The sequence below is a fragment of the Streptomyces sp. 147326 genome (assembly GCF_045000215.1).
Lineage (GTDB): Bacteria > Actinomycetota > Actinomycetes > Streptomycetales > Streptomycetaceae > Streptomyces.
The window spans coordinates 483,818-502,037 of the sequence record NZ_CP134201.1 but is presented as its reverse complement, the minus strand read 5'-3'; the positions used below and the strand labels follow the sequence as shown (position 1 = coordinate 502,037).

General features: G+C 73.5%; 21 protein-coding genes. 13 read left to right on the top strand and 8 right to left on the bottom strand.

Annotated elements, in window-relative coordinates:
* The first annotated feature begins 66 nt into the window (after window positions 1-66).
* From RIU97_RS02510 to RIU97_RS02500, 3 genes are all read left to right on the top strand, one after another.
* Window positions 67-354, top strand: coding sequence for a hypothetical protein (locus tag RIU97_RS02510; protein WP_404953088.1), 288 nt, complete (start codon window positions 67-69; stop codon window positions 352-354).
* Between the two features lie 26 nt (window positions 355-380).
* Complete coding sequence (locus tag RIU97_RS02505) at window positions 381-1,142, top strand: PIG-L deacetylase family protein (RefSeq protein ID WP_404953087.1); 762 nt, start codon at window positions 381-383, stop codon at window positions 1,140-1,142.
* A gap of 72 nt (window positions 1,143-1,214) precedes the next feature.
* Entirely contained in the window at window positions 1,215-2,048 is an 834-nt protein-coding gene (locus RIU97_RS02500; RefSeq protein WP_404953085.1) for an enoyl-CoA hydratase/isomerase family protein, read from the top strand.
* Here the strand turns inward: RIU97_RS02500 and RIU97_RS02495 are convergent.
* From RIU97_RS02495 to RIU97_RS02485, 3 genes are read right to left on the bottom strand one after another with little or no spacing between them, the layout of a single operon-like run.
* Complete coding sequence (locus RIU97_RS02495) at window positions 2,035-2,838, bottom strand: hypothetical protein (protein WP_404953084.1); 804 nt, start codon at window positions 2,836-2,838, stop codon at window positions 2,035-2,037. The genes RIU97_RS02500 and RIU97_RS02495 overlap by 14 nt on opposite strands.
* A gap of 35 nt (window positions 2,839-2,873) precedes the next feature.
* A complete protein-coding gene (locus RIU97_RS02490) occupies window positions 2,874-3,773 on the bottom strand; it encodes an SDR family oxidoreductase (RefSeq protein ID WP_404953083.1) in 900 nt (299 codons plus the stop codon).
* A 49-nt stretch (window positions 3,774-3,822) separates the two neighbouring features.
* Window positions 3,823-4,974, bottom strand: coding sequence for a hypothetical protein (locus RIU97_RS02485; RefSeq protein ID WP_404953082.1), 1,152 nt, complete (start codon window positions 4,972-4,974; stop codon window positions 3,823-3,825).
* A 223-nt stretch (window positions 4,975-5,197) separates the two neighbouring features.
* Between RIU97_RS02485 and RIU97_RS02480 the strand changes: the two genes are divergently transcribed.
* From RIU97_RS02480 to RIU97_RS02470, 3 genes are read left to right on the top strand one after another with little or no spacing between them, the layout of a single operon-like run.
* Window positions 5,198-6,172 carry an NADPH:quinone oxidoreductase family protein gene (locus RIU97_RS02480; protein ID WP_404953081.1) on the top strand — a complete coding sequence of 325 codons (975 nt, stop codon included), beginning with the start codon at window positions 5,198-5,200 and terminating at the stop codon, window positions 6,170-6,172.
* On the top strand, window positions 6,169-7,368 hold the full coding sequence (locus RIU97_RS02475) for an acyl-CoA dehydrogenase family protein (RefSeq protein WP_404953080.1): 1,200 nt from the start codon (window positions 6,169-6,171) through the stop codon (window positions 7,366-7,368). The genes RIU97_RS02480 and RIU97_RS02475 overlap by 4 nt, the downstream gene beginning before the upstream one ends.
* Window positions 7,365-8,519, top strand: a complete 1,155-nt coding sequence (locus tag RIU97_RS02470; protein ID WP_404953079.1) for an acyl-CoA dehydrogenase family protein — start codon at window positions 7,365-7,367, stop codon at window positions 8,517-8,519. The genes RIU97_RS02475 and RIU97_RS02470 overlap by 4 nt, the downstream gene beginning before the upstream one ends.
* A gap of 2 nt (window positions 8,520-8,521) precedes the next feature.
* Here the strand turns inward: RIU97_RS02470 and RIU97_RS02465 are convergent, their stop codons facing one another.
* Together RIU97_RS02465 and RIU97_RS02460 are read right to left on the bottom strand one after the other, a co-directional pair.
* A complete protein-coding gene (locus tag RIU97_RS02465; protein ID WP_404953078.1) occupies window positions 8,522-9,544 on the bottom strand; it encodes a CU044_5270 family protein in 1,023 nt (340 codons plus the stop codon).
* A complete protein-coding gene (locus RIU97_RS02460) occupies window positions 9,541-10,104 on the bottom strand; it encodes an RNA polymerase sigma factor (protein ID WP_404953077.1) in 564 nt (187 codons plus the stop codon). The genes RIU97_RS02465 and RIU97_RS02460 overlap by 4 nt, the downstream gene beginning before the upstream one ends.
* Window positions 10,105-10,341: 237 nt before the next feature.
* Between RIU97_RS02460 and RIU97_RS02455 the strand changes: the two genes are divergently transcribed.
* From RIU97_RS02455 to RIU97_RS02435, 5 genes are all read left to right on the top strand, one after another.
* Complete coding sequence (locus RIU97_RS02455) at window positions 10,342-10,632, top strand: TRIC cation channel family protein (RefSeq protein WP_404953076.1); 291 nt, start codon at window positions 10,342-10,344, stop codon at window positions 10,630-10,632.
* Between the two features lie 16 nt (window positions 10,633-10,648).
* Window positions 10,649-11,188, top strand: a complete 540-nt coding sequence (locus tag RIU97_RS02450) for a GNAT family N-acetyltransferase (RefSeq protein ID WP_404953075.1) — start codon at window positions 10,649-10,651, stop codon at window positions 11,186-11,188.
* A gap of 59 nt (window positions 11,189-11,247) precedes the next feature.
* A complete protein-coding gene (locus RIU97_RS02445; RefSeq protein ID WP_404953074.1) occupies window positions 11,248-11,619 on the top strand; it encodes a tyrosinase family oxidase copper chaperone in 372 nt (123 codons plus the stop codon).
* Between the two features lie 30 nt (window positions 11,620-11,649).
* Entirely contained in the window at window positions 11,650-12,513 is an 864-nt protein-coding gene (locus tag RIU97_RS02440) for a tyrosinase family protein (RefSeq protein ID WP_404953073.1), read from the top strand.
* A gap of 88 nt (window positions 12,514-12,601) precedes the next feature.
* Complete coding sequence (locus tag RIU97_RS02435; protein ID WP_404953072.1) at window positions 12,602-13,222, top strand: HAD-IA family hydrolase; 621 nt, start codon at window positions 12,602-12,604, stop codon at window positions 13,220-13,222.
* 78 nt (window positions 13,223-13,300) lie between these two features.
* Here RIU97_RS02435 and RIU97_RS02430 read toward each other — a convergent pair whose 3' ends face one another.
* A complete protein-coding gene (locus RIU97_RS02430) occupies window positions 13,301-13,588 on the bottom strand; it encodes a chaplin (protein WP_404953071.1) in 288 nt (95 codons plus the stop codon).
* A gap of 95 nt (window positions 13,589-13,683) precedes the next feature.
* Window positions 13,684-14,010: a hypothetical protein gene (locus tag RIU97_RS02425; protein ID WP_404953070.1), complete on the bottom strand. Its 327-nt coding sequence runs from the start codon at window positions 14,008-14,010 to the stop codon at window positions 13,684-13,686.
* A 98-nt stretch (window positions 14,011-14,108) separates the two neighbouring features.
* Between RIU97_RS02425 and RIU97_RS02420 the strand changes: the two genes are divergently transcribed.
* Complete coding sequence (locus RIU97_RS02420; RefSeq protein ID WP_404953069.1) at window positions 14,109-15,605, top strand: carboxylesterase/lipase family protein; 1,497 nt, start codon at window positions 14,109-14,111, stop codon at window positions 15,603-15,605.
* Here RIU97_RS02420 and RIU97_RS02415 read toward each other — a convergent pair.
* Window positions 15,583-16,869: an alpha/beta hydrolase gene (locus RIU97_RS02415; RefSeq protein ID WP_404953068.1), complete on the bottom strand. Its 1,287-nt coding sequence runs from the start codon at window positions 16,867-16,869 to the stop codon at window positions 15,583-15,585. The two genes, RIU97_RS02420 and RIU97_RS02415, sit on opposite strands and share 23 nt — an antisense overlap.
* Window positions 16,870-17,134: 265 nt before the next feature.
* Here RIU97_RS02415 and RIU97_RS02410 point away from each other — a divergent pair, with 265 nt between their 5' ends.
* The gene (locus RIU97_RS02410; RefSeq protein ID WP_404953067.1) at window positions 17,135-18,163 is read left to right on the top strand and encodes a TolB family protein; all 1,029 of its coding nucleotides are present in this window, start codon (window positions 17,135-17,137) and stop codon (window positions 18,161-18,163) included.
* Window positions 18,164-18,220: the final 57 nt, after the last annotated feature.

Genomic DNA, 18,220 nt, shown 5'->3' with positions numbered 1-18,220 from the left:
CGGCCGGCCGCCCGCAGAACCTCGTGAAGGTGGGTCAGGACCACGGCCTCCACGCCGGCCGGGTCGATGCCCGCCGCCGCGAGGGCGTCCGGCAGCCGCCCCGGCACCGGCGCCCACGCGGCGGCGGGGGACCGGGCCGGCCCGACCCCGGCGTCCACCGGCACCCAGCGGCCGCCGGGCCGGGCGATCGCGAAGCACCGGAAGTCCAGCCGCCACGCCCCGTCCGGTCCGGCCGCGCCCGGATCCAGCAGCGCGGCCCGGGCCCACGCGGCCTCGTCCGCCCCGGGGAAGGCGGTGCGGACCGGCTCGAAGAAGATCCCCGTGGCGTCGAGCAGCGCCACCACCTGCCCATGACGGTCCATTCGCCTATTGTGCGAGACATGACCGAACAACCTGATCTGCAGCCCGCCTTGCAGCCCATGCCCACCGACTGGACACGCGCCCTCGCGGTGGTCGCGCACCCCGACGACCTGGAGTACGGGTGCGCGGCGGCCATCGCGGACTGGACGGACGGGGGCCGGGAGGTCGTCTACCTCCTCGCCACGCGCGGCGAAGCGGGCATCGACAGCATCGCCCCCGCCGACTGCGGTCCCCTGCGGGAGGCGGAGCAGCGGGCCAGCGCCGCGGTCGTCGGCGTGTCCGAGGTGGAGTTCCTGGACTACCGCGACGGCATCGTCGAGTACGGCCTCGACCTGCGCCGGGACATCGCCGCGGCCATCCGGCGGCACCGGCCCGAACTGATCGTCACCCTCAACCACCGTGACACGTGGGGCGGCGCGCAGGGCGGCGGCTTCTGGAACACCCCCGACCACAAGGCCGTCGGCCGGGCCGTCCTGGACGCTGCCGGGGACGCCGGGAACCGCTGGATCTTCCCCGAGCTCGTCGAACGCGGCCTGGAGCCGTGGAACGGCGTGCGCTGGGTCGCGGTGGCCGGATCCACCACCCCGACGCACGCGGCCGACGCCGGTCCCGGGCTGGAGCGTTCGGTGAAGTCCCTGCTGGAGCACAAGGCGTACATCGAGGTGCTCACGGACCAGGACCCGGAGGAGTACGTCCGTACCTTCCTCACCGGGAACGCCCAGCAGGCGGCGGCCCGTTTCGGCGGCCGTCCGGCCGTGCCGTTCGAGGTCTTCCCCCGCTGACCGGCCACCCCTAGTCTGACGGTTCGTCAGTTCATCAGGTCGTCAGCCATCGGGCCGGGGGTGCGGGACACGGTGATCGACACCATCTCCACGGAGATCGCGGAGGGTGAGGAGCGGATCCGGCTGGAGGTCGCGGACGGCCTAGCGGTCCTCACCCTGTGCCGCCCGGACAAGCTCAACGGCTGGAGCTGGGAGTCCACCCGCCAGCTCGGCCTGCTCGCGGACCGGATCCGCTTCGACGCGTCCGTCCGGGTGGTGCTGCTGAGGGCCGAGGGCCGGGCCTTCTGCGCGGGCATCGACGTGACCGCCCCCGGCGGCGGCATCACGGGCGGATCCGCCGCCGAGCGCACCCGCAACTACTACGAGGGCATCCGCTGGGTCCACGAGCGCTTCGGGGTCCTCGCCCGCCTCCCGCAGCCGGTGGTGGCCGCCGTCCAGGGCTACTGCCTGGGCTTCGGCTTCGAGCTGGCGCTGATGGCCGACGTCCGGGTGGCCGCCGAGGACGCCGTCTTCGCCCTGCCGGAAGCCCAGTTGGGCGTGGCGGTGGACGCGGGCGGCGACCTCCGCATCGCCCGCGAGGCGGGCGCGGGCTGGGCCAAGTACCTGGCCCTGACGGGCCGCCGCATCGACGCCGCCACGGCGCAGCGGCTCAACCTGGTCCAGCTGGTCGTTCCCGGCGAGGACCTGGACTCCGCCTCCCGCGCCGTGGCACGGGAGATCGCCGCGAACGCGCCCCTCGCGGTCCAGGGCATCAAGCGGGCGGTCGACGGATACGCCGACGCCGCCCTTCCCGCGGCCCTCGACCGCGTGGCGATGACCGCGGCCCTCACCCTCACCTCGGAGGACTGCCGGGAGGGCTACACCGCCAAGGCGGCCCGCCGGCCCCCGCGCTTCAGCGGAGGCTGAGTACGGGCCGCGTCGAGAACTCCTCGTACATGCCCTCGCCCTCCGGCCCGTACACGAACTCGGCCATGTACGGGTTGCGGTTGGCGGTGGCCAGCGGCAGCCAGGCGAGCAGGTCGCCGTATCCACCGCAGACGGCCTCGCCGCCGTCGCCGCCGTGCACCGCGGCCGGGTCCCCGCTCAGCTCCGTGCCGTAGCTGTCGTAGGCGATGTGCAGTCCGAAGGCGTTCGGTTCGTGCCGCGCGCCGCCACTGCCCCCGTACGACGGCTCGTCCAGGGGGCACTCGTTCCCCCACCGGAACAGGGTGCCGGCCCCGGCCCCGCACGCGTGCTCCCACTCGTCGGCGCCGGGCATCCGCAGCCCGCGCGCCGCGAGGGCGCCCGGCATGCCGGAGGGGTGATCGGTCAGGGCCTCGTCCTCCACGGCCATGAGCACGGTGGCCAGCGTCGCGGTGCGCAGCGGGCTGAGCACGCCGGCGAGATGGGACTTCAGGTCGGGCTGCCCGTACCCGTACCCCTCCTCCACGCTCTCCGCGAAGTCGGCGCTCTGCGCGGGGGTCGCCGTGAAGGCGTCCGGGTCGAACCCCAGCCACACCGTGCCGCCGGGTATGAGGGCGAACTCCTGCCCCGCGCGCTCGATGCGGACGCGGTGCAGGGGCCCGCCCAGGTGCTCGACGGCGTCGAGCAGCACCACCCGGCCGCCCACCTGCGCGGCGGCCTCGTGTGCGATGCGTCCGGCGGCGGCCGGGTCGAGCGCACGCCAGCGGTCAAGGGTCAGATCGGCGAGAGACATGGTGCGATCCTCGCACCGGCCACTGACAACCGGCCTCAGGGGACGAACGGGCCGCGGCCCAGCTGGGTACGGACCGGGACCACCGCGGGGTTGACCAGCGACCGGCGCTGCCAGTTCGCCCCGTCGACCACCAGGGTGTGGCCGGTGACGAAGCGGGCGTAGGGCGAGGCCAGGAAGGTGGCGGCCCAGCCCAGTTCACGCGGGGCGCCGACCCGCAGGGCGGGCTGCCGGGCGTCCTTGGAGTCGGGTGCGGCCCGCTCCAGGCCGCCGCGGATGTCCTCGGTCATGTCGGCGTGCGGGAACAGCCCGGGCACCAGCCCGTTGATCTGGATGCCGTACGGGCCCCACTCGACGGCGAGCGTCTCCACCAGGTTCTTCACCCCGGCCTTGGCGGCGGCGCTGTGGGCGAAGCCGGGCCCGCCCGTCCAGGCGTACGAGGCGCCGATGTTCACGATCGACCCGGGGGTGCCGGCGGCCAGGTGGCGGCGGCCGAACTCGCGGGTCACGAACCAGGTCCCGGTCAGGGTGATGTCGACCACCGCCCGCCAGGCGTTCGGCGACAGGTCCTCGGCGGGGGAGGGGAAGTTCGCGGCCGCGTTGTTGACCAGGACGTCCGGCGGCCCGAGCGCCGCCTCGGCAGCGTCGAAGACCTCCGCGACCCGCTCGGGATCCCTGATGTCGCAGACCGCGGCCGTCACCCGGCCCGCGCCGGGTACGGCCGCCAGCTCCTCCTGCGCCGCCTCGAGCTGCCCGGAGCGCCGCCCGGCGATCACCAGATCGGCGCCGAGCCGCGCGAACTCGGCGGCGATGGCCTTGCCCAGCCCGGTGCCGCCGCCGGTCACGAGGACCACCTGCCCCGCGTACGTACCGGGGGGCAGGGCGGCGGCGCCGAGCGGCGGGGGCGCGGGCAGGCCGCGCGGAATCTCGTCCGTCATGGGGCATCGATAGCGCGCGGGCGCCGAGATCACCATGCCCAGGACGGGATCAGCTCTTCGGCGCGTACGCCTGCTTGCTCGCGCAGGTCCAGATCACGGCGCTGCTCGCCCCGGTCTCCCGGTCGCTCGCGGTGCCGCCGACCCGGTCGTCGTCGGTGGCGGCGAAGGCGCGGCTGAGCGGCACGGCGCCCGGGGCGCCCGCCGGGAAGGGGAGCGCCAGCGGAGCGCCCTTCCCGGGCCAGTAGACGGCCTGGAAGTAGCTGGGCCAGCTCTCCTCGAAGTTGGTGGCGGTTCCGACGGCCACGTTCGTGGTGGGGCTGGTGCCCGAGAGCTCCAGGTCGTGGTAGCCGTTCAGCCGGCCCGGGTCGGCGGGCAGGGCGTCGTACGGCTTCTTCCAGACGGCCGGGGTCAGCTTCGGGTCGTTGCGGTAGTAGTAGTCCTCCAGGCCGACGACGCGGCCGCGGTCGTCGATGTCCCTGCCGATCGTGGAGAACGAGTGGTGATAGCCGTTCCACACCTGGAGGCCGTAGGGCGGGTAGCCGCCGCCGGCGGGCCAGACCACCGGGAAGGTCTTGGTGACCTGGATGTCGTTCTCGGCGTCGAAGTAGGAGCCGGTGGCCGTGCCGACGATGTCGCCGCGCTTGTTGATGCCGTTCAGCGAGGTGATCCTGGTGCCCGGGATCTCGCCCGCGGGAACCGGCAGTTCGCGCACGACCTCGCCGTTCACCCACTCCTTGGCGACGCCGTTGTCCACGGCGACGACCCGGCCCGACTCGTTGACGTCGACGCCGACGTCCTGCCACTCGGGCAGGGGCGTGGTCAGGGCCTCGGAGGTCGCGGAGCCCAGCTGGTGGGTGAAGGCGATGCCGGCCCGGTCCGAGTCGCGGGTGGCCGTGCCCACCATCAGCCCCTTGGCGCTGACGGCCTTCACGCGGCCCCGGTCGAAGCCGGCGGGCAGCGGGACGGCGTGGACCGTGTGCTCCGCGCCGGTCCAGTAGGCGGGCCGGCGGCCGCTCTCGCCCACCACGAGTCCGCCGGTGCCGAAGCCCGCCACGGCGCCCCCGCTCAGCCCCGGCAGGGCGGGCAGCAGCTCGATGGCGGGGCTGCACGCCGCGGTGCCGGCGGCCGAGGCCGGTCCGGCGGCGGTGATCAGCCCTGCGAGGACGGCGGCGGCCCCCGCCGCGGCCGTCACGCTTCTCATCCCGATTCCGTTCACGGTGCGAGTCCCCCCGATGGTGCGGGTCATATGCGCTGCGGCATCTGCCTGTTGATCGATGTCGATCACTGTTGATCTACGGGACACATGCTGCACGACAAACAGGCCCCACGCCCACACCTTCGGAGGCGATGGGTTCACAGAAGGGCAAGCGACCGCTTAGTATGCGCGCGGAGCGTGATTCCTCGACGGCGGCTGGAGGCCCCGGATGCAGGCATGGCGAGTACATACCCCCGGTGAGCCCCGTGAGGCCATGCGCCTCGAAGAGGTTCCCGAGCCGGTGCCCGGTGAAGGCGAGGTGAGGCTCAAGGTGCTCGCGGCGAACGTCAACTTCCCCGACGCGCTGCTCGTCCGCGGGCAGTACCAGATCCGGCCCCCGCTGCCCTTCACCCCCGGCGTCGAGATCTGCGGCGAGACCGAGGACGGCCGCCGCGTCATCGCCAACCCGAGCCTGCCGCACGGCGGTTTCGCCGAATACGTCACCGCCCCGGCGCGCGCCCTGCTCCCGGCCCCGGACACCCTCGACGACGCCGAAGCCGCCGCCCTGCACATCGGCTACCAGACCGGCTGGTTCGGCCTGCACCGCCGGGCCCGCCTCCAGAGCGGCGAGACCCTCCTCGTGCACGCGGCCGCAGGCGGGGTCGGCAGCGCCGCCGTCCAGCTCGGCAAGGCCGCCGGGGCCACCGTCATCGGAGTCGTCGGAGGCAAGGCCAAGGCACGCACCGCCGAGGAGCTCGGCTGCGACCTGGTGATCGACCGTACGGCGGAGGACCTCGTCTCCCGCGTCAAGGAGTTCACCGGCGGGCGCGGAGCCGACGTCGTCTACGACCCGGTCGGCGGCGACTCCTACACCGCCTCCGCCAAGTGCGTGGCCTTCGAGGGCCGGATCGTCGTCGTCGGCTTCGCGAGCGGCACCGTCCCGGCCCCCGCCCTCAACCACGCACTCGTGAAGAACTACGCCATCCTCGGCCTGCACTGGGGGCTCTACGCCACCAAGGAGCCCGCCGCCATCCTCGCCTGCCACGCCGAGCTCACCCGGCTCGCCGCCGAAGGCGCCGTCAAACCGCTGGTCAGCGAGCGGGTCCCGCTCACCGCTGCCGCCGACGCCGTGCAGCGCCTCGCCGACGGGACCACCACCGGCCGGCTGGTCGTCGTACCGGCACTGGACGGAGGCCCGCGATGACCGCCGCGGTCACCACCGCCGAGGAGCTGCGCGCCCGGGTACGGGACCTGCTCGCCGCGCACCCGCCCCGGGACACCGACCGCACCGACTTCCTGCGGGCCCGCTTCGACGCCGGACTCGCCTGGGTCCACTACCCCGAGGGCCTCGGCGGACTCGGCGCACCCCGCACCCTCCAGGCCGTCGTCGACGCTGAACTGGAGGCCGCCGGCGCCCCCGACAACGACCCGCGCCGGATCGGCATCGGCCTCGGCATGGCCGCGCCCACGATCCTCGCGTACGGCACCGAGGAGCAGAAGAACCGCTTCCTGCGCCCCCTGTGGATCGGCGAGGAGGTCTGGTGCCAGCTCTTCAGCGAGCCCGGCGCCGGATCCGACCTCGCCGCGCTCGGCACCCGCGCGGTCCGCGAGACCGGCTCCGGCGACTGGATCGTGGACGGCCAGAAGGTGTGGACCTCCAGCGCCCACACCGCCCGCTGGGCCATTCTGATCGCCCGCACCGACCCCGGACTCCCCAAGCACCAGGGCATCACCTACTTCCTCTGCGACATGCACGCCCCCGGTGTCGAGGTCCGGCCGCTGCGCCAGATCACCGGCGAGGCCGAGTTCAACGAGGTCTTCCTCACCGGCGTCCGCATCCCCGACAGCCACCGCCTGGGCGCGGTGGGCGAGGGCTGGGCCGTCGCCCGCACCACCCTGATGAACGAACGGGTCTCCATCGGCGGCATGCGCATCCCGCGCGAGGGCGGCATGATCGCGCCGGTCGCCGCCGCCTGGCGCGAGCGCCCCGGGCTGCGCACCCACGCCCTCCACCAGCGGCTGCTGGAACTGTGGGTCGAAGCCGAGGTCGCCCGCCTCACCGGGGAACGGCTGCGCCAGCAGCTCGCCGCCGGACAGCCCGGCCCCGAGGGATCGGGCATGAAGCTCACCTTCGCCCGGCTCAACCAGGAGATCAGCGGCCTGGAGGTCGAACTCCTCGCCGAGGAGGGCCTCCTGTACGAGGACTGGACCATGCGCCGGCCCGAACTGGTCGACTTCACCGGCCGCGACGCCGGCTACCGCTACCTGCGCGCCAAGGGCAACAGCATTGAGGGCGGCACCAGCGAAATCCTCCTCAACATCGTCGCCGAACGGGTCCTCGGGCTGCCCCCCGAGCCGCGCGACGACAAGGACCTCGCGTGGAAGGACCTCTCCCGATGACAGCACGGACAACGCCGGCAGCGCCGACCACACCGCCGGCACTGCCGACGGCACCCACCGACCTGCTCTACTCCGAGACCGAGGAGGAGCTCCGCTCCGCCGTACGCGCCCTCCTCGCGGACCGCTGCGACGCGAAGAGCGTCCTCGCCCGGGCCGAGACCGGCCGGCCGCACGACCCGGCCCTGTGGCACACCCTCGCCGTCGAGATCGGCGCCGCCGGGCTCCTCGTACCCGAGAAGCTCGGGGGACAGGGCGCGAGCCACCGCGAGGCGGCCGTGGTCCTGGAGGAGCTGGGCCGGGCCGTGGCGCCCGTCCCGTACCTGACCAGTGCCGTACTGGCCGCGGAGATCCTGCTCGGCTGCGACACCCCGGAAGCCGCCCCGCTGCTGCGGGAGCTGGCCTCCGGCCACACCGTGTGCGCACCTGCCGTGCCGCTGACCCTCGCCCCCGGGGCGCCCCTCCCGCCCGCGGTCCGGGACTCCGGTGGCGGGGCGCTGACCGGCACCGTCACCTCCGTCGCGGACGCGGTGGCCGCCGACGTGCTGCTCGTGCTCGCCGACACCGGGCTGTACGCCGTCCCGGCCGCCTCCGCCGAGCTGACCCCGCAGGTCCCGCTGGACCTGACCCGCCCGCTCGCCACCGTCACCCTGCGGGCGGCCACCGGAACGCGCCTCGCCGACCCCGCGACAGCCCGGGCAGCCGTGGCCGGAGCCCTGCTCTCCGGGGCCGGACTGCTCGCCTCCGAGCAGCTCGGGCTCGCCGAATGGTGCCTGACGGAGACCGTCGGGCACGTCCGCACCCGCCACCAGTTCAACCGGCCCGTCGGCTCCTTCCAGGCCCTCAAGCACCGCCTCGCCCGGCTCTGGCTCGACGTGGCCTCCGCGCGGGCGGCGGCGAGGGCCGCGGCCGACGCCCTCGCCACCGCGGCCCCCGACGCACCCCTCACGGTCGCCGTCGCCCAGTCCTACTGCTCGGGCGTGGCCGTCCGCGCCGCCGAGGAGTGCGTCCAGCTCCACGGAGGCATCGGCATGACCTGGGAGCACCCGGCCCACCTCTACCTCAAGCGGGCCAAGGCCGACTTCCTCGCCCTCGGCACGGCGGGCCACCACCGCGGCCTGGTCGCGGACTTCGCCGAGCTTCCGGCGCCGTAGCCCTACCAGAGGTGGGGTACGGGTACGACCGATGACGGGTCCGCCGGCCATTCCCGATAAGGCGGAACGCTCTGTTCCGGGCCGGCGGACAGGGTCGTCACGCGTTTGGCGATCTTCCCGTCGTGTTCGCCGCCGATGTAGTGGAAGGCTGTCTCCAGCAGTCCGCCAGTCTCGGGGTCGATGACCAACCGGACGCGCGAACGACGGGTGTCCACCTCGACGGCCGTTCCGGCACGCCCCGTGCTGTCCTTCACCGGTCCGACCAGCCGCAGTCCCGGCATCTCCGCGAGGACCTCGTACACGGCGGCCCGCTGGGGTGGCGCGAGAGGCGCGTACCGGAGCAGGTTCTCCATGGAGTGCAGGCGGTCCGCGCCCGGGTCGTGCGCCGGCTCGGACCGGGGGCCTCCTGGGGCGTACCGCGCGAGGACCACCTTCAGGGCGGCCGGGTCCGCGGGCAGCTGCTTCACCTCCTCCCAGGTGAGTCCCGGGAACCCGTGGGGGGACTGCGGCCACCGGTACTGCTTCACGGCGGTCTTGAAGATCTCACCGTCGCCGTCCTGGAGGAAGAAGGAGTCCGGCCCCGCCCAGGTGCTCCGGTCGTGCACCTTCGGCGTCTCGGAACGTCCCGTCTCCGGGAACGCCGGCTCGCCCCAGACGGTCGTCGACGTGTGGACCTTCCAGTACGGCGCGTCCTCGGCGGGGCCCTTCGCCTCCGTGGCGGCGACCTGGCGCAGGAAGTCGGCGGCACTGGCAGTGGCCACCGGAGGCGAACCCCGCAGACTGCTGACCGGGTAGACGCTCACGCCCGCGGCAACGGCGGCTATGGCCACGGCCGAGACCAGCAGCCTGCGGGTCCGCAGGCGCCGCGGCGCCGCGACCGGGCCGCTCTGCTCGGTGGCCGCCGCCGCGCGTACGGCCAGCAGCGCGGCCTCCACGACCGCCGGGCCGGGACCGGGCACCTCGCCGGCCGCGCGCAGCCGGCCGGCGTCGGGGAAGTCCAGGAAGTCCGTCGTACGGTCCGTCATGCCATCTCTCCAGACAGATGAAGGGGGTGGGAGGAGCCGAGGGCCGTCCGCAGCCGCGCGCGGGCCCGATGGAGCCGGGAGCGGGCGGTGCCGGCCGGGACGCCGACCACCGCCGCGGCCTCGGTGGGCGTGAGCTGCTCCCAGGCGACGAGCAGCAGCAGGTCCCGCTCCACGGCCGGCAGCCCGGCGAGGGTCTCGCGCAGCAGCGGCCCGCAGGCGGCGGCGTCCAGCCGCTGGTCCACGGAGTGCCAGGGATCGCTGCGGTCCGCGTCGAGCGGATGCCGATCGGGCCGGTCCCGGGCGGTCCGATGCCAGTGACCCGCCAGGACGTTCCGGGCCACCCCGAACAGCCAGGCCCTTGCCGTGCCCCGAGCGGCGTCGAATCCGGCGCGCCCCGCGAAGGCCTGCAGCCACACCTCCGCCAGCAGGTCGTCCGCCGCGTCCGGCGCTCTGCGCGCCAGATAGCCGTGCAGGTGTGCCGACAGCCGGACGACCAGCGCCTCGAAGGCGTCCGTGTCCCGGGCCGACCTGGTCAGCAGTTCGTCTTCGTCCGCGTTCACACGCGTTCCCCTCCCCGGCCGCGTGTCGTAGCGGCCTCACCCCGGCACCCTGCGCGACCTCATCCTCGACCGGCACCCGCTCTACTGGACGCACGACCGGGTGCTGCTCGTCCTCATCGCCTCCGTGGCCGTCCTGACCATGGTCTACCTGCGCCGGCGGGAGCTCCCGCACCGTGCCCTCATGCTCGTCGACGCCGTCGGGCTCGCGGTCGTCACCGTCATCGGGCCCGCGCCGCCTTGGACGCCCAGGTCACCCCCGTCGCCGTCCTCATCCTCGCCGTCCTCAGCGGAGTCACCGGCGAGGTCGTCCGCGACGTGCTCTGCGGGGAGTTCCCGCCGCTGCTGCTGCGCGAGGAGGTGTACGCGACAGCCGCCCTCGCCGGCGCCGCCGCCTACCTCGGCCTGCACTGGGCCGGAGTCCCGGACACGGCCAACACCGCCGTCTCCGCCGCCCCCGTGGTCACCCTGCGCCTGGCCGCGGTCTTCCGCGACCTCCACCTGCCCCGCCTGCAGCGCGTCGCCAGGTGATCCCTACGCTCACCGCATGACGAAGACCATCACCGCGCTCGACGCGGCCGGACTCCGCGCGCACCGCGACGAACTCGCCGCGCTCCTCCTCGCGGTGGTCGAGGGCGGCTCCTCGCTCGGCTTCCTCGCCGGCCTCGACCACGACGGAGCCGCCGCCTGGTGGGACTCCCTGCTGCCCGCCGTCGAGGAGGGATCCCTCGCCCTGTGGGTCTCCCGCACGGGCGACGACGGGCGCATCGACGGCACGGTCAGCTGGTACCGGGAGTCCAAGCCCAACGGCCGCCACCGCGCCGAGCTGCGCAAGCTCATGGTCCACCCGGCCGCCCGCGGACGGGGCACCGCCCGCTCCCTGCTCGCCGAGGCAGAGACCGCCGCCGCCCGCGCCGGGGTGGTGCTGCTGTTCCTGGACACCGAGACGGGCAGCGGGGCCGAGCGCGTCTACCGCGCCGCGGGCTGGACGGAGGTGGGCACCATCCCCGACTACGCCACCGATCCGGCCGGCCGCCTGCACCCCACGACCCTCTACTACAAGCGGCCGTGCGGCACTCACGGGTGACCTCGTCCGCCGCGCGGCGTTAGACCCGTAGCCGCCGGCCACCGAGCGAGGGAGACCGTATGTCCGCTGCATCCGCCGCCGCACCACTGACCCGCCGCGCGGTCCTCCGTACGGCCTTCACCGCGGCCGTGCTCGCCGGTACGGCCGCGGCCCTGGCGCCCGTCCTGCGCGCCCGGCGCCCCCGGCAGACCCTCACCCCGGCGCCGCTCGCCGAGGAGGAGACGTACCGCGGCAGGCACATCGCCGTCGACGTCGCCGGGGTCCGTATCGACGGCCGCCCGCTGCACGTCATGCGCCGGGCCGACGGCAGCTACCTCAGCGGGATCAACCACTTCCAGTCCTACGCGACGCCGATGGAACTGGCCCGTGCCGCCGTCGACGAACTCGGCACGGCCCAGCTGGCGTTCGCGGCCGCCCCGCACCACGGCTGACACACCCACGGGAACGGGAGGAGCCCCGCATTGCACACCCGGCAGAACCAGAAGAACCTGACCAGTGCCCAGAAGAAGCGGTTCACGACCGCGGTGCTGGAGCTCAAGCGCAACGGCACCTACGACGCGCTGGTGCGCACGCACGACAAGTACTTCGTGCCCGACCGCGACCGCAAGCTGCGCGTCGGGCACATGTCACCCTCCTTCTTCCCGTGGCACCGGCTGTACCTGCTCGATTTCGAGCGGAAGCTGCAGGCGCTCGACCCGGCGGTGTCCATCCCGTACTGGGACTGGACCACCGACACCAGCCCGGTCTCCTCCCTCTGGGCCGACGACTTCCTCGGCGGCACCGGCCGGGCGAGCGACCGCAAGGTGATGACCGGGCCGTTCGCCTACGACAAGGGCAACTGGACGGTGACCGTGGGCATCACGGAGTCCGCCTTCCTCACCCGCAACCTCGGCCGGCCGCAGAACCCGATCAAGCTGCCCACCGCGGCCGAACTGCAGTGGGCGATCGACGACCCGGTCTACGACACCTCGCCGTGGGACTCGACCGCCGGCGCGGGCGGCTTCCGCAACAAGCTGGAGGGCTGGGCCGCCCCCAAGAGCGAGCGCTGGCGCAACCACAACAAGGTCCACCAGTGGATCGGCGGCCACATGACGGGCGGCACGGCGCCCAACGACCCGGCTTTCTGGCTGCACCACGCCTTCGTGGACCTGATCTGGGACCGCTGGCAGCGCAAGCACCCCACCGCCGGCTACCTGCCCGCCGCCCCCCTCGCCCGCGGCGACCTCCAGCAGGGCCGGGTGATCTCCCTCGACGAGCCCATGCCGCCGTGGAACATCACCCCGCGCGAGATCCTCGGCCATCAGAACCTCTACCGCTACGAGTGAGACGGCGGGGGGCGGCCTGCGAGGATGCCTTCGGTACCCGTCCCGTGGCGCTCCGCCACGGGTGGAACACCACCAAGGAGTCCCGATCATGAGGGTCCGCCCCTACGACGCCGTGCTCTGCGACATCGACGGCGTGCTCCGGCACTGGCCCGCTCCCGGCCTCACCGACCTCGACCACGTCCACGGACTACCCGCGGGCACGATCGCGGCGGCCGCCTTCGCGCCGTCCCGCCTGCACCCCGCGATCACCGGGGAGGTGACCGATGAGCAGTGGCGCGCCGCGGTGGCCACGGACCTCGCCGACGCATGCGGATCGGCGGACCGCGCCCGACGCATCGTCAGCGCCTGGTCCGCATTCGTGCCCCGTGTCGATCAGGAGGTCGCATCCCTCCTCACCAGGGTCCGCGAGGTCGTGGCCGTCGCCCTGGTGTCCAACGCGACCACCCGATTGGAGTCGGATCTCGCCCGGCAGGGCCTGAACGGCCTGGCCGACGCCGTGGTGAACACCTCCCGCATCGGTGTCGCGAAGCCCGATCCGCGCGTTTACCGCACGGCCGCCGCGCGGGTCGGAGTCCCCGTCCACCGCTGCCTGTTCATCGACGACACCGCCGACAACGTCGTCGCGGCCCGCGAAGTGGGGATGGCCGCCGTCCACTACCGCCGGATCGAAGACCTCGAGGACGCCCTGTCCGCTCTCCTCCCCACGTGAAAGGGCCCCCGCCGGTCCGGCGGGGGCCCCTTCGCCGATCAGGCGATCAGGCGATCAGGCGATCAGGCGATCAGGCGATCAGTGGCCGTAGCCCTCGCCCTCGGTGTGGTGCTTGTCGTCGTGGCCCGACGCGTTGACGCAGGTGTTGCCGAACGCGGGGTTCAGCAGACCGATCACGTTCACCGTGTTGCCGCAGACGTTGACCGGGACGTGCACCGGAACCTGGAGCAGGTTGCCCGACAGGACACCGGGGGAGCCGACCGCCGCACCGTGCGCTCCGGCATCGGCGACGGCCAGACCGGCACCGGCGACCACGGCGCTACCGGTGACAGCGGTAATGGCGAATGCCTTCGCGATACGCGACATCAAGATCTCCTCGTGAGATGGGGGGCGCCGCAGAATCTGCGGCATTTGACATGGCATACAACGCAGGGGCGGCCGAGGGGTCACGGCCGCTGGGCCTACCCGGTGACGGGAAAACGCACCGAGGCGAAATACGGCCGCACCTGGCTGACGTCGCCGGGCCGCAGCACCCCGACCACCCGGCCCGCGCAGCCCGGGTCCCGGTAGAGGGTCGCCGTGCCCCGGGTCCCGTTCGTGACCGCCCGGGCGCCGCCGCCCTCCGCCTCGACACAGCCCCTCGGCGCGGTGAGTCCGTGGACCTGGTCGTCCTGGCCGACGTACTGGAAGTCCGGCCCGGTGGCGGCCAGGGCCGGGCCGCCGACGAGCGTGGCGCCCGCGAGCAGCAGGACGGGCACCGTGGTGTGGTGGATACGCAGAAATCGCATGCCCGTCCAACCTGGGCGGGCCCGGGCACGGTCACGCCTTGTCACCCGTTGGACGGCTGTGCGACCGTGCGCGCAGCACCAGGGTTCAGGAGGACGGGATGAGCGCAGTGGGCGACGCCGGAGCCGCAGCCGGCGGCCGGCCGAGGGTCAGGACCGCGGCCGGCGTGGTCGAGGGCCGCACCGCGGCCGACGGCACCGCCGTCTTCCGGGGCGTCCCGTACGCCGCCCCGCCCGTCGGCGACCTCCGCTTCGCGGCGCCCCGGCCCCCGGCAGCCTGGGACGGCGTGCGGGACGCCGCCGCCTTCGGCCCCACCGCGCCCAAGGTCCCGTACCCGGACACGTACGCGGCCCTGCTGCCCGACCCCGAGATCCCCGGGGACGACTGCCTGACCGTGAACGTGTGGACCCCCGATCCGGCGCCCGGAGCCCGGCTGCCCGTCATGGTGTGGATCCACGGCGGGGCGCACACCCGCGGCTCCTCGGCCGTCCCCGTGTACGACGGCTCGGCCTTCGCCCGCGACGGGGTCGTGCTCGTCTCCTGCAACTTCCGCCTCGGCGTCCTCGGCTACGGCCTCTTCCCCGACGCCCCCGCCAACCGCGGCCTCCTCGACCAGATCGCCGCCCTGGAATGGGTCCGCGACAACATCGGAGCCTTCGGCGGGGACCCCGCCCGCGTCACCGTCTTCGGTGAATCAGCCGGAGCCATCAGCATCGGCGCCCTCCTGGCCGCCCCGCGCGCGGCCGGGCTCTTCGCCCGGGCGGTCCTGCAGAGCGGAGCCCCCGAGGTCCTGCCGCGCGACAAGGTGCGCATCATGGTCCGGCGGATGGCCTCGCTGCTCAAGGTGGAAGCCACCGCCGAGGCCTTCACGGCCACCGCCCTGCCCACCCTGCTCGCCGCCCAGGCGGCCGTACTGCGCCGCTCGGGCCCGCTCCTCGGCGGCCCCGCCTTCGGCCTGGTCGCCGATCCCGCCACGGTCCCGGGGGACCCGCTCGACGCCTTGACGGGCTCCGGCGCCTCCGGCGACGTGCCCCTGCTCCTCGGATGGACCAGCGACGAGTACCGGCTCTGGCTCGCCCCCACCGGTGGGATGCGGCTGCTGGACCGCCTGGGCCCGCTCGCCGTGGCGCTGGCCCGGGCCCGCGCCGGCAAGGACCGGGCCGACGTACGGGCGCTGCGCACCGCCCTGCCCGGGGCGGGTCCGGCCGAGCTCGCCGGCCAGCTGCTCACCGACCGGCTGCTGCGCGACCCGCTGCGCAGGCTCGCCGGGGCGCGGCGGGCGGCGCCGAGCTACCTGTACGAGTTCGGCTGGCCCTCCGGCGTCCCGGGCCTCGGCGCCTGCCACGCCCTGGAGATCGGCTTCGTGTTCGACACGCTCGCGGCGCCGGAGGCCACCTGGCTGGCCGGGCCGGGCGCCCCGCAGGCGCTGGCCGACGAGATGCACGCGGCGTGGGTGCGGTTCGCGGTGACGGGCGACCCGGGCTGGGCGGCCTGGGACGGCAACGGCCCGCCGAAGGCGTTCGGCGGGCCGGAGCCGGAACCTGAGTCGGTGCCGGAGGGACGGACGTCGACGCTTACTCGACGGGTCCTTCCATGACCTTGCTGATGAACTGGACCGGTCCCTCACCCATGTTGGGGACGTAGGTCTTGGCGTTGTGCTGGCCGCCCTTGATGACCCTCAACTCGGAGTGGACGGGCCCCTTGTTGCCGTAGGTGGCGATGAACTTCTGCACGTCCGGCAGGGTCTTCTTGTTGTTCTCGCTGTCGCCGACCTGGAAGGCGAGGTAGACGTCCGGACCCTTGCTGTCGATCAGCTGCTTCGCCAGCACCTCCGGGTTGTTCTCGGCCTTCTCCTTTTCGTGGCCCTTCCACAGGGAGGAGTCCGGGACGATGTCCGGGCCGGAGGCGATCACGGCCTTGAACTTGTCCGGGTGCTTCAGCACGGCCTTCAGACCCGCGAACCCGCCGGTGGAGGAGCCCATGAAGGCCCAGCCGTCACGGGACTTGACGGTGCGGAAGTTCGCCTTCACCAGGTCCGGGACGTCCTCGGTCAGCCAGGTGCCCATCTTGGGCTGGCCGGGTATGTCGGAGCCGTCCCAGTAGATGCCCTTGTCGTCCGGCCCCGGGTTGAGCACCGGCATGGCCAGGATGAAGGGCTTGCTCTTCCCCTCCGCGTACCACTTGCTGATGCTGTTCTGCAGACCGAGGTCGGTGCCCATCCAGTAGTTGCTGGGGTAACCGGCACCGCCCGGGAGGGCGATCATGACCGGGAAGCCGCTCTTGGCGAACTTCGGGTCGTTGTACTCCTTGGGCGCCCAGACCCAGACCTTGCCCTTGAAGCCGGACTTCTTGCCGTCCAGCGTGGTCACGGCCACGTGGGTGCCGTCGGGCAGGGTCATCGTGTTCTTGAACTCGGCGGCCGGGCCGGTCGGCATCAACATCTTGGAGTTCGCCGGCTGCTGAGGTGCGTCGTGCTTCTTGCCGCTCCCACCCGCGGGCTGCTGCCCGAAGGAAACGGCGGACCCCTTGTCGGTGAAGGGGGGTATCTCGAAGTGGTTCATCACGAGCGCCGATATGCCCGCGAGCGCGAGGACGGTGGCCCCCGCGATCGCCCAGCGCCGGCCCCGGGACTTCCGGCGCGGGGGCTCGGGCTGCTCGTGTTGGTCCTGCGGCTCGTACTCGTACTGCGGCTGCTGCCCGTACGGAGGCTGCGGCCGGCCGTGGGGCGGCTGCTGCGCGCCCCCGGCCTCGTACGGCTGCTGTCCGTACGGCTGGCCGTACTGGTCGCCGTAGGGCGGCTGCGGGGTCTGCCCTTGCGGCCGGTACGGCTGGTACTGCTGCCCGTCGGGTGCGTACGACATGTGCGGTGGCTCTCCGGCTGGTGCTGCCCCAGAGGGGCGGGGTGGTCTGGAAGCTGGATCCTTCCGTTCGAAGGATGAACGAAAGCATGTCAGGGTTCCCCATTTTGACTTTTCTTGGGGTGCCCTGGGGGAGGCCATTGCCTGCCGCCCGCACGGCACATGGAGTTCCCCTGCCCGCCTCCGTACATCCCTGGCTCATGCAGGGGCCGCTGGGTATGGTGCCCCCGCCCAGCCCCGGACCCCCCACCCCGCCCGGAGTCGCCCCATGACCTTCCAGCGTCGGATCCTGCTGCTCGCCACCGCGGTACTCCTGCTCGCCGCCGTGGGCATGCTCGCCGTCCTGCGGGCATCGTCCCGGGCCGAGGAGAAGGACCACGCGCAGGCGGGCGGGCCGCGGATCTCCGGAGGCGCCGTCTCACTCGACCCGGGCCGGGGCGGCCGCCGGATCGCCTTCCGGAACATGGCCTGGGGCCCGCACCGCGACGAGCTCGCCACCGTCCCGGCCGGTGCGCCGGAGGGAGCCCGCACCGCGTCCGGGGTGAGCTGCTTGCGCTTCCATGCGGCCGGCGGCTCCGGGATCTGCCTCCGGGTCGACCGCAGCGGGGTCCAGGACGGCTACAAGGCCGTGGTGCTCGACGCCCGGCTGAAAGAGGTGTCCGCGCATCCGCTCAACGGCGTGCCCACCCGCGCCCGGGTCTCGCCCGGCGGACACCTCGCCGCCTGGACCGTCTTCGTCGGCGGGGACTCGTACGCGGGTACGAATTTCTCGACCCGGACCTCGGTGCTCGACCTGCGCACCGGCAGGCTCGACGTCTCGCTGGAGGACTTCGAGATCCTCAAGGACGGCAAGCCGTACCGCGCCGCCGACGTGAATTTCTGGGGTGTCACCTTCGCCGCCGACGAGCGGACCTTCTACGCGACGCTGGCGACCGGCGGCCGGACCCACCTGGTCCGAGGGGACCTGGGCTCGCGCACGGTGACCACCCTGCGCGAGAACGTCGAGTGCCCGTCACTGTCGCCCGACGGGACCCGGCTGGTGTTCAAGAAGCGGGTGCCGGACTTGCCGGCCGAGGCGCCGTGGCGGCTGTACGCACTGGACCTGGCCTCCGGGGCGGAGACCCCGCTCGGTGAGGAGCGGAGCGTGGACGACCAGGTGGTGTGGACCGACGACCGGAACGTCGTCTACGCCCTGCCGGGGGACTTCGGAGCCGACCTGTACTCCGTACCGGCCGACGGGAGCGGCACCCCCACCCGGCTCATGGACTCGGCCCTCGCCCCGGCCTTCCTCGGATGAGGAGGCCGCGGCGGGGGACGTGAAGCCCGCCCCGGCATCCGGCCGATGGCAGGCCGG

Bases quoted from the DNA above. Each gene is read 5' to 3' on its own strand.
- RIU97_RS02410 (WP_404953067.1), top strand. From the start codon at position 17,135: ATGACCTTCCAGCGTCGGATCCTGCTGCTCGCCACCGCGGTACTCCTG.
- RIU97_RS02470 (WP_404953079.1), top strand. From the start codon at position 7,365: ATGACAGCACGGACAACGCCGGCAGCGCCGACCACACCGCCGGCACTG.
- RIU97_RS02475 (WP_404953080.1), top strand. From the start codon at position 6,169: ATGACCGCCGCGGTCACCACCGCCGAGGAGCTGCGCGCCCGGGTACGG.
- RIU97_RS02465 (WP_404953078.1), bottom strand. From the start codon at position 9,544: ATGACGGACCGTACGACGGACTTCCTGGACTTCCCCGACGCCGGCCGG.
- RIU97_RS02430 (WP_404953071.1), bottom strand. From the start codon at position 13,588: ATGTCGCGTATCGCGAAGGCATTCGCCATTACCGCTGTCACCGGTAGC.
- RIU97_RS02490 (WP_404953083.1), bottom strand. From the start codon at position 3,773: ATGACGGACGAGATTCCGCGCGGCCTGCCCGCGCCCCCGCCGCTCGGC.
- RIU97_RS02425 (WP_404953070.1), bottom strand. From the start codon at position 14,010: ATGCGATTTCTGCGTATCCACCACACCACGGTGCCCGTCCTGCTGCTC.
- RIU97_RS02510 (WP_404953088.1), top strand. From the start codon at position 67: ATGCCCGCCGCCGCGAGGGCGTCCGGCAGCCGCCCCGGCACCGGCGCC.
- RIU97_RS02485 (WP_404953082.1), bottom strand. From the start codon at position 4,974: ATGAGAAGCGTGACGGCCGCGGCGGGGGCCGCCGCCGTCCTCGCAGGG.
- RIU97_RS02435 (WP_404953072.1), top strand. From the start codon at position 12,602: ATGAGGGTCCGCCCCTACGACGCCGTGCTCTGCGACATCGACGGCGTG.
- RIU97_RS02495 (WP_404953084.1), bottom strand. From the start codon at position 2,838: ATGTCTCTCGCCGATCTGACCCTTGACCGCTGGCGTGCGCTCGACCCG.
- RIU97_RS02415 (WP_404953068.1), bottom strand. From the start codon at position 16,869: ATGTCGTACGCACCCGACGGGCAGCAGTACCAGCCGTACCGGCCGCAA.
- RIU97_RS02420 (WP_404953069.1), top strand. From the start codon at position 14,109: ATGAGCGCAGTGGGCGACGCCGGAGCCGCAGCCGGCGGCCGGCCGAGG.
- RIU97_RS02480 (WP_404953081.1), top strand. From the start codon at position 5,198: ATGCAGGCATGGCGAGTACATACCCCCGGTGAGCCCCGTGAGGCCATG.
- RIU97_RS02445 (WP_404953074.1), top strand. From the start codon at position 11,248: ATGTCCGCTGCATCCGCCGCCGCACCACTGACCCGCCGCGCGGTCCTC.
- RIU97_RS02505 (WP_404953087.1), top strand. From the start codon at position 381: ATGACCGAACAACCTGATCTGCAGCCCGCCTTGCAGCCCATGCCCACC.
- RIU97_RS02450 (WP_404953075.1), top strand. From the start codon at position 10,649: ATGACGAAGACCATCACCGCGCTCGACGCGGCCGGACTCCGCGCGCAC.